Here is a 9,125-nt window from a genome sequence, read left to right as displayed (position 1 = left end):
CGATCATGGCCGGAAGCGGGTGCTCGGCGAGCACGTCGACCGCGCGCAGCCGGACGTTGGACAGCGGGCACAGCGTCAGCGGGACCCGTTCGCGCCGCGCGGTGCCCGCCCGCCGGGCCCGCAAGCGCCAGGCCGTTGTCGGCATGGCGGCCGCGGCCCTGTTCATCGGCACCGCGATCCCCGCCCTCGTGCACGTCTCCAACTCCGGCGGCACCAACCCCGACACCTCGATGGCCGGCCAGGCCTCCCAGGCGCAGGGCGGCTCCACCGGCGGCAAGAACCCGGACGGCGGCGCCAGCACGGCGGGCGGCACCAGCGGCCAGGCCACCGGCGAGAGCCCCGGCGGCGGCCAGGGGAGCGGCAAGAGCGGGAGCACCGGAACCGGCCCCGGTACCAAGGTCGTCCCCACCGCCAGTGCCGCCAGCAGCGCCCCGGTCTGCACCGCGGCGCAGCTCGGCACCCCGACGTCCACCGTCGACGCCCCCGACTCGACGGGCGTCGTCTACGGCACCTTCCGCGTCGTCAACGTCTCGACGACGAGCTGTACCGTCGGCGGCCCCGGCAGCGTGGGTCTCCTCGCGCAGGGCGCGGCCGACAGCACCAAGATCAACGCCGTCCGGCACACCTCCGGCGACGCGGCGGCCGGGCTGCCCGACCCGGCCACCGAACTCACCGGCCTGGTCCTGGCGCCCGGCGCGGCCTACGAGGAGAAGTTCGGTTTCGTCCCCTCGGAGACCTGCCCGACCGGCGGCTCCAGCACGGGCGGCTCCACCGACACCGGGGGCACCGGCGGCGCCACGGCCTCCCCGAGCCCTTCCGAGGGCGCCAGCAGCAGCGCCGGTACGACCACGTCCGGATCGGGCGGCACCACCACCCAGCTGCTCACCGAGGACGCCACGGCCGACGGGGGCATCGCGGTCTCCTACACCCCGGAGGCCGGCTCCCCGACGGGCTCGGCGACGGTGACGAACGCGTGCGCGGGCACGGTCTACTGGACCGGGGTCCTGCCGGCGGTGTGACCGGCGGGGTCCGGCAGAGCGGGGTCCGGCAGCGCGAGGTCCGTCATACGGCCGTCGGCTGCTGGACTTCCTCGTCCGGGACCAGGCCGAGCGCCGCGTCCCGGGCGAACTCCACCTCGCGGCGCAGCAGCCGGAACCACATGAACACCACGAAGCCCGCGAAGACGAACCACTCACCGGTGTAGCCGAGGTTCTGGAACGCCTTCAGGTCGAGCCCCGAGTTGTCCGGCGCGGTCGCCGGTACGGCCGTCATCCCCGAGTCGGCCTTGTCCAGGGTGATCCACGCGTCGTACACCGGATACGGCACCAGGTTCACCAGTGTGGCCGCACTGATCGCCGCCGTCTGCCCCGCCGGCAGCCCGCCCTGGTTGCTGACGCCGTTGTCCCCCGGTGTCTCGGAGGCCTGCAACGCGCCGGTGACGGTGACCTCGCCGGTGGGCGCGGCGGGCGCCTTGGCGGCATCCGCCTTGCCGGGCAGCCAGCCGCGTACGACGGGCAGGGCCTTGCCGGAGTCGGTGCGCAGCAGGGTCAGGACGTAGAAGCCGTTCTTCCCGTCGACCTGACGGCCGGGCACGAGCAGCTGCTTGCCGTACCGCCCGCTGGCGGTGGCGCGCTTGCCCGACGTGGACTGGTCGACGGGGAGCAGATCGGCCAGTGGCCGGGCCGCCTGCGTCTTCGCCGTCTCGGCCTGCTTGTCCGCGCTGCGATGCGCCTCGACCCGCGCCTCGAACCGGCTCAGCTGCCACGACCCCATGAAGACGCAGAACGGGATGGCGAGCAGCACGAAGACGTTGATGCCCCACCAGCGGGGTGTCAGCAGAAAGCGGTACACCCTGTCCACGGTACGGGGCGGTTCATGACGGTTTACGGGCGGGGTGGGCGGACACGGACGGCATTCCACCGGCTTGCCGAACGGCCTGTCGAACCGTCCGTCGAACCGCCTGCCGAACGGCCTGGTGCCGGCCCGGAGCGCCACCCGGAGGTTCGCAAAGTTATCCACAGGCTGCGGGACTCCTCGACGCGTTGTGGGCGGGGAAGGGCACTATGGGGCCATGACTGCGGCCATGAGTGAGAGCGACATGCCGGACTGGGAGAAGCGCTTCCGCGCCCCTCGGGTCTCCCTGCCGGACTGGGCGGAAGACGCCTGGGACCGTTCCCTGTTCGTGTCGAACGCGACGGGGACGTACGAGCTGTACGCCTGGGACCGCGCGAGCGGTGAGCAGCGCCAGGCGACGAACCGGCCCAACGGCACGACGGACGGCCTGCTCTCCCCGGACGGCGCGTGGATCTGGTGGTTCGACGACAAGGACGGCGACGAGTTCGGCGTCTGGCGCCGCCAGCCCTTCGGCGGCGGCGCGGACGAGGAGGCGACGCCGGGCCTGGAGCCGTCCTACCCCTCGGGCCTGGCGCTCGGCCGGGACGGCCGCACGGCGGTCGTGGGCCGGTCCACGGATGACGAGGGTACGACGATCTACCTGGTCAGAACGGGGGAGGAGCCGCTGGAGATCTACCGGCACGCCGAGTCGGCCGGAGTCGGCGACCTCTCCCACGACGGCTTGCTGATCGCCATCGAGCACACCGAGCACGGCGACGCGATGCACTCGGCGCTGCGCGTGGTCCGCCCGGACGGCACGACGGTCGCCGAACTCGACGACACCGACGGCGGCAGGGAGGAGCTGGGCCTGGAGGTGCTGGGCTTCGCCCCGGTCGACGGCGACCCGCGCCTGCTCATCGGCCACCAGCGGCGCGGCCGCTGGGAGCCCCTGGTCTGGGACGTCGTCTCCGGCGAGCAGACGGACCTGACCCTCGACCTGCCGGGTGACGTGAGCGCGGAGTGGTATCCGGACGGCGGGGCGCTGCTCATCGTGCACAGCCACAAGGCCCGCAGCGACCTGTTCCGCTACGACCTGGCCACGCGCGAGCTGGAGCGCATCCCGACCCCGCCGGGCTCCGTCTCCGGGGCCACGGCCCGCCCCGACGGCGCCGTCGAGTACCTCTGGTCGTCGGCCGCCGAGCCGCCGGTGGTCCGCTCGACGACCGGCAAGGTGGTCCTGGACCCGCCCGGCATGAAGTGCCCGCCGTCGGTCCCGGTCTCGGACGCGTGGGTGGAGGGCCCCGGCGGTGTCATCCACGCCCTGATCCAGAAGCCGGCCGGCGCGACGGGCCCCCTGCCCACCGTCTTCGACCTGCACGGCGGTCCGACCTGGCACGACAGCGACAGCTTCGCGGCCGGCCCGGCGGCCTGGGTCGACCACGGGTACGCGGTGGTCCGCATCAACTACCGCGGCTCCACGGGCTACGGCCGGGCCTGGACGGACGCGCTGAAGCACCGGGTGGGCCTGATCGAGCTGGAGGACGTCGCGGCGGTCCGGGACTGGGCGATCGAGTCCGGCCTCGCCGACCCCGAGCGCCTCGTCCTGACCGGCGGCTCCTGGGGCGGCTACCTCACCCTCCTCGGCCTGGGCACCCAGCCCGAGTCCTGGACGGTGGGCATCGCCGTCGTGCCCGTCGCCGACTACGTCGCGGCGTACCACGACGAGATGGAGTCACTGAAGGCGATGGACCGCACGCTGCTGGGCGGCACCCCGGAAGAGGTCCCGGAACGGTTCGCCGCGTCCTCACCGCTGACCTACGTGGACGACGTCAAGGCCCCCGTGTACATCTCGGCCGGCCTCAACGACCCCCGCTGCCCGATCCGCCAGATCGACAACTACGTCAACCGCCTGGCAGCCCGCTCGGCCCCCCACGAGGTCTACCGCTACGACGCGGGCCACGGCTCCCTGGTGGTCGACGAACGCATCAAGCAACTCCGCCTGGAAATGGAGTTCGCCGAGCGCCACCTGGCGCCTACGGCGACAGCGCCGACAGACTGACCGCCCTTTCCCACCCACCCACCCGACTCGGTCCGCGAAGGAGCGAGCCCCACACCCACGGCGAGCCCCGTCAGGGGTGCGGGGCGCATGGGCGGTGCGTCGCTGCCCCGCGGTGCGGCGAGCCCTGTCAGGGGTGCGGGGCTGTGTTCGTTGTGCGGCTGTGCCGCGGGGGCGCGGGCGGCTGTGGCGGTGTGGCGCCGGGCTGCGGTGCGGTGGGCCCGGTCAGGGGTGCGGGGCGCATGGGCGGTGCGTCGCTGCCCCGCGGTGTGACGAGCCCTGTCAGGGGTGCGGGGCTGTGTTCGTTGTGCGGCTGTGCTGCGGGGGCGCGGGCGGCTGTGGCGGTGCGGGGCTGACGCATGGTGCGGTGCGCCCCGTCAGGGGTGTGGGGCTGTGCCGTGGGGGCGCGGGCGGCTGTGGCGGTGCGTCGCTGACGCACGGTGCGGTGTGCCCCGGCAGGGGCGCGGGGAACTGCGCGGCCGGCCACAACGCGCCCGCGCGTACCCACCACCTCAGCCCGCCCACCCCCGCCTCTCAACCGAGCGCGTCGGGCGGGTGGGCGGGCGGCACCCGGCCGGACAGCTCCGCCAGCCCCCTCCGCGTGGCGACCACCACCGCCCGGTCCCCACCCCGCAGCACGTACTCCCCGTCCGCAACCCCCTGCCGGCCCTCAAGCGCCAGCACCCGCCACGCCCCCGCCCGGAACGCCCCCTCCACCGTCCGGCCCTCCAGCTGCGGATGCCCGCCCACCTCCACCAGCGCCACCAGCAACACCTTCCGCTCCACCGGAATCGCCCCGAGGATCTGCCGCCCCAGCATCGCCCCCGCGAAGGACGGCGCCGCCAGATAGGACACGCTCCGGCTCCGGGTGACGGCACGCGGATGCGCCGCCCGCAGCGTCCGGTACACGGCGGTCGCGAAGTCGTCGTCGTACAGCCGCAGCACCGCCGTCAGATCGGGCCGCACGGACCGCGCGTACAGCACGGCCTCCAGATTCGTCGTGTCCGCGCTGGTCACCGCGAGCAGCGCCTGCGCCCGATGGATCTTGGCGGCCTCCAGGACCCCCTCCTGGGTGACGTCCCCGAGTACCACCGGCACCCGCAGCCGCCGCGCCACCGCCAGCCCGCGCGCCTCGGGATCCGACTCGACGCACACCACGGGGACGTGCAGTTCCCGCAGCCGCGTCAGCACCCGCGTACCGATCTTCCCCAGCCCGAGGAGCACCACATGCCCACTCAGTCCCCGCGGCGGCTTGCGCAGCGCGGAGGCGGTCCGGAAGGTGCCGAGCGCCTCCAGCACCGCCGCCAGCAGCACCGGCAGCAGCAGCAACCCGACCAGTCCCGACAGCAGTTGCAGGATCTGCCGGCCGAGCGGAGCCCCGATCGCGGGATTGTCTATGGCGAACAGGTCGAGGAGCGTGTAGTAGAAGGCCCGTACCGGATGGATGCCCGTCACCACCGACAACGCGACCGCGAGCGCGACCACGCATGCCGCGCTTCCGGCCAGCGACCACCTGAGCCGCCGGGAGAAGAGCGAGGCGAGCGGCGGTACGACCCCGACCCCGCGCCCGGCCGGCTCCGCCGCCCCCGCGGACGACGACACCTGCTCCAGCACCATCACGCCACGCTCGCCCGCGGCCCGTACCTGCTCCGCGTCCGGCAGCAGCCGCGGCCCCTGCTCCCGCAGGCCCTCGGCCGACTGGGGCGCGGCGCCGTTCGGCGAGAACAACGCCAGCGGGAACAGGCCCCGTTCGGAGGCGTCCTGCCCGGCGACGGCACCCGGCGGCAGGTCCACCGCCCGCAGCACCAGGCCGTCCGTGTGGATGACCTTGCCGCGCCCGGCGAGCGCGGTGGCGGCGAGCGCCGGCGCGACGGTGTCGGCGTCGGACAGCACGGTCGTGGAGGCGTCCCCCACCACACCGGCCTCGCCGCCGTCCACGTCCCCGATGGCCAACGCGGCGGCCTGGTCGAGGAGTTCCTCGATGTGCTGCCCCAACCGGCGGTTGTACAGCCGCAGCACGAGCCGCAGCCGCGGATTCAGCCGGCGGGCGGTGAGGGCGGCCCGGATGTTGGTCTCGTCGTCGTCGTACACGAGCGCGAGCGCGGCGGCCCGCTCCACGCCCGCCTCGGCGAGCACCGCCTCGGTGGCCTCGGCGGCCTCCAGCACCCGTTCCCCACGCGGCCCGTCACCGGCAGCGGTGACCGAACCACCCGCACCGGAACCAGCGTTGCCGCCGCCACTGCCGCCACCACTGCTACTACTGCCGCCGCCACCGTTCCCGCCTGCCGCCCGTCCGACGGCCGCACTGACCATCCGGTCGAACAGCGCGGCCGAGGCGGCCCGGGCGCGTCCGACGACCGGCGGCCGGGCGATGCGCACGTCCGGCGGCACGACAAGGGTGACCTGTTCGCCGTAGACCGCGCGCAACTCGGCCGCCAGCCGGTGGGCGAGCCCGTCGTCCCCGCACACCACCATGGGGGCCCTGGCCCCACCACCCTGATACGGAACGCTCGCCACGAGGGAAAAGACTGCCTCAACGGGACGCATGGTTCCAGCAACGAGATGAACAGCCGCCCCTGACCGCCCGTAGGGAAGGTGAGGGAGCATAATCCCGGATCTGACCGAAGTGCCGGAGGTACCCGACCCGTGGCCGTCACCGAGAAAGCCGCCCCGTCCGGCGCCGTGCCCGAGGGCGCGACCCCCGGCGGCGACGGCACCCGTACCCCGCCCGACGGGGAGGGCGGGTGGCACTTCAGCTCCCCCCTGGCCCTGACCCTGCTCCTCCTCCTGGTCGTGGTGTTCCAGAGCCCGGTGCGCGGCGCGCTGTCGAAGCCGGTGATGCAGAGCTGGATGACGGTATTCGTGGCGGTGGTCGTCCAGGCGCTCCCGTTCCTCGTCCTCGGCGTGCTGCTGTCCGCGGCGATCGCGGTCTTCGTCCCGCCGTCCTTCTTCGCCCGCGCCCTGCCCGGCCACCCCGCCCTGGCGGTGCCGGTCGCGGGCCTGGCCGGGGTGATCCTGCCGGGCTGCGAGTGCGCGTCCGTCCCGGTGGCCGGCGCCCTGGTCCGCCGGGGCGTCACCCCGGCCGCGGCGATCGCCTTCCTGCTCTCCGCGCCCGCGATCAACCCGATCGTGCTGACGGCGACGGCGGTGGCGTTCCCGCGCGACCCCGAGATGGTGGTGGGCCGGTTCGCCGGCAGCCTGCTGGTGGCGTGCGCGATGGGCTGGCTGTGGCAGCGGCTCGGCCGCACCGACTGGCTGCGCCTGCCGACGCACGCGCACCACGAGGGCGAGACCAAGGGGGAGGCGTTCTGGTCCTCGGTCCGGCACGACACGATGCAGGCGGGCGGCTTCCTCGTCCTCGGCGCGATGGCGGCGGCGACGCTGAAGGCGGTGGCCCCGGCGGAGTGGCTGCGCACGGCGGCCGCCAACCCGGTGGTCGCGATCTTCGCCCTGTCGATCCTGGCCGTCCTGCTGTCCATCTGCTCGGAGGCGGACGCGTTCGTGGCGGCTTCCCTGACCCAGTTCTCGCTCACCGCGAAGCTGGCCTTCCTGATCGTGGGCCCGATGATCGACCTCAAGCTCTTCGCGATGCAGGCGGGCACCTTCGGCCGCGGCTTCGCCCTGCGCTTCGCCCCGGCCACCTTCGTGGCGGCGATCGCGGGCGCGGTCCTGACCGGGGCGGTGCTGCTGTGAACCGGCAGGCGCAGGCGGCCGTGATGTTCCTGGTGGGCGCGGCCCTGCTGCACGCGGGCGGGACCGACCTCTACCTGCGCTACGTCAAGGCGGGTCTCCAGTGGCTGGTGCTGACCGCGGGCGCCGTCCTGATCGTCTCGGCGCTGGCGACGGCGTGGTACGAGTGGAAGCGTGCCCGCACCCGGAAGGCCGCGCAGGAAGCCGTCCAGGCAGCCGCGCCCGAGGCCGCACCCGAGGCCGCGGCCGAGGCGCATGCCCACCCGGAGCCCCGTATCTCCTGGCTGCTGGTCCTCCCGATCCTCGCCCTGATCCTGATCGCCCCGCCCGCGCTCGGCTCCTACAGCGCGATGCGCACCGGGACGGCCCTGCAACATCCGTACGGCTACATGAAGTTGCCCAAGGCCGACCCGATCCCGATCAACCTGGTCGACTACGCGGGCCGCGCGGTCTACGACCACGGGCGCTCGTTCGACGGCAGGAGCGTGCGTATCACGGGTTTCGTGGCCCTGGACAAGAGCGGTGCCCCCTACCTGGTCCGCATGGCCCTCAACTGCTGTGCGGCGGACGCCCAGCCGGTGAAGGTGGCCCTGACCGGCAAGATCCCCCCGGTCCTCCAGCCGGACGCCTGGCTCCAGGTGACCGGCACCTACACCGCCCGCGTGACACACGACCCGGTGAACAACGGCCCGATCCCCTACCTCAAGGTCACCGAGGCCAAACCGATCCCGGTACCGTCCGACCCGTACGACGAGAGCTGGAACAACTGACGGGTCCGGCCGCGGCGCTTCCAGAGAGCGCGAGAAGAGCAGAGGCCTTGGCCTGTCCAGTGCAACGCGGGTCAGCGGCGGGGTAGCACGCCCAGGAGGGTTGCGGTCAGGGCCAGCTCCAAGGAGTCCTTCAGCTCCAAGTGGAAGCGGGCCAGGTCGGGCTCGGCCTCGTAGGCCGCCCTCAGGCTGGGTGGGGGTGTGCTGTACGCCGACAGCGCGCCGGCCATGACCATGGTTTGCAGGCTGAACAGTGTGGCGTTCTCGCCCAGCTCCGGCAGGTACTTCAGGAGCAGGGCGGTCATGGTTGTCAGGCGGTCCAGGGAGGCGCGCTTGTAGCGTGCGACGACCTCGACGGAGACGTTGTGTTCCAGGACGCTGCCCTGTGCGCCGAAGAGGTCGCACAGCACCACTCGGCCGGAGAGTGAGCGGCTGAGGATCTCGGCCACCGCTGCCGCTCGCTCGGCCATGGGTAGGTTCTCGTCGATGCCGGCGGCCAACTCGCCTGCCAGTTCCGTCAGCCACTCCTGTAGGAAGCGGTCCAGCAGTTCCAGCAGCACCGCCTCGCGAGACTCGAAGTAGCGCAGCACGTTCGGCTTCGCCAGACCTACCCGGCGGCTGAGCTCGTTCAGGGTGACCGCGGCCACGGGCATCTCGTCGAGCATCGCCGACGCCGCGTCGAGGATCGCGCGTCGGCGGATCTCCCGCTGCTCTTCGGTCCGCGCCCGCTGGAAAGTCACGACCACCACCCTAACTTAGGTACCTGCGGTACGTTGACA

7 protein-coding genes are annotated in these 9,125 nt (G+C 73.3%); 4 read left to right on the top strand and 3 right to left on the bottom strand.

Translation table 11 applies throughout. The features are described 5' to 3' along the window. Positions 1–143: 143 nt before the first annotated feature. Positions 144–1,019: a hypothetical protein gene (locus AB0P24_RS10080; protein WP_365792084.1), complete on the top strand. Its 876-nt coding sequence runs from the start codon at positions 144–146 to the stop codon at positions 1,017–1,019. A gap of 43 nt (positions 1,020–1,062) precedes the next feature. On the opposite strand, the gene AB0P24_RS10075 is transcribed toward AB0P24_RS10080, so the two are convergent. Continuing rightward, the gene (locus AB0P24_RS10075) at positions 1,063–1,851 is read right to left on the bottom strand and encodes an SURF1 family protein (RefSeq protein WP_365792082.1); all 789 of its coding nucleotides are present in this window, start codon (positions 1,849–1,851) and stop codon (positions 1,063–1,065) included. 232 nt (positions 1,852–2,083) lie between these two features. Between AB0P24_RS10075 and AB0P24_RS10070 the strand changes: the two genes are divergently transcribed. Further along, on the top strand, positions 2,084–3,892 hold the full coding sequence (locus tag AB0P24_RS10070; protein WP_365792080.1) for a prolyl oligopeptidase family serine peptidase: 1,809 nt from the start codon (positions 2,084–2,086) through the stop codon (positions 3,890–3,892). 531 nt (positions 3,893–4,423) lie between these two features. Here the strand turns inward: AB0P24_RS10070 and AB0P24_RS10065 are convergent. Next, complete coding sequence (locus tag AB0P24_RS10065; RefSeq protein ID WP_365792111.1) at positions 4,424–6,364, bottom strand: NAD-binding protein; 1,941 nt, start codon at positions 6,362–6,364, stop codon at positions 4,424–4,426. 207 nt (positions 6,365–6,571) lie between these two features. Here AB0P24_RS10065 and AB0P24_RS10060 point away from each other — a divergent pair, with 207 nt between their 5' ends. Both AB0P24_RS10060 and AB0P24_RS10055 read left to right on the top strand, forming a co-directional pair. Beyond that, positions 6,572–7,582, top strand: coding sequence for a permease (locus AB0P24_RS10060; RefSeq protein WP_365792109.1), 1,011 nt, complete (start codon positions 6,572–6,574; stop codon positions 7,580–7,582). Then, positions 7,579–8,349: a TIGR03943 family protein gene (locus AB0P24_RS10055; protein ID WP_365792078.1), complete on the top strand. Its 771-nt coding sequence runs from the start codon at positions 7,579–7,581 to the stop codon at positions 8,347–8,349. The genes AB0P24_RS10060 and AB0P24_RS10055 overlap by 4 nt, the downstream gene beginning before the upstream one ends. 71 nt (positions 8,350–8,420) lie before the next feature. Here the strand turns inward: AB0P24_RS10055 and AB0P24_RS10050 are convergent, their stop codons facing one another. After that, positions 8,421–9,086 carry a TetR/AcrR family transcriptional regulator gene (locus tag AB0P24_RS10050; protein ID WP_365792076.1) on the bottom strand — a complete coding sequence of 222 codons (666 nt, stop codon included), beginning with the start codon at positions 9,084–9,086 and terminating at the stop codon, positions 8,421–8,423. Between the last annotated feature and the right edge of the window lie 39 nt (positions 9,087–9,125).

The sequence above is a fragment of the Streptomyces sp. NPDC086519 genome (genome assembly GCF_040686075.1).
GTDB classification, from domain to species: domain Bacteria; phylum Actinomycetota; class Actinomycetes; order Streptomycetales; family Streptomycetaceae; genus Streptomyces; species Streptomyces shenzhenensis.
The sequence above is the reverse complement of the archived record's forward strand: the minus strand, read 5'-3'. Positions and strand labels throughout refer to the sequence as shown.

Bases quoted from the DNA above. Each gene is read 5' to 3' on its own strand.
- AB0P24_RS10080 (WP_365792084.1), top strand. From the start codon at position 144: ATGGCGGCCGCGGCCCTGTTCATCGGCACCGCGATCCCCGCCCTCGTG.
- AB0P24_RS10070 (WP_365792080.1), top strand. From the start codon at position 2,084: ATGAGTGAGAGCGACATGCCGGACTGGGAGAAGCGCTTCCGCGCCCCT.
- AB0P24_RS10065 (WP_365792111.1), bottom strand. From the start codon at position 6,364: ATGGTGGTGTGCGGGGACGACGGGCTCGCCCACCGGCTGGCGGCCGAG.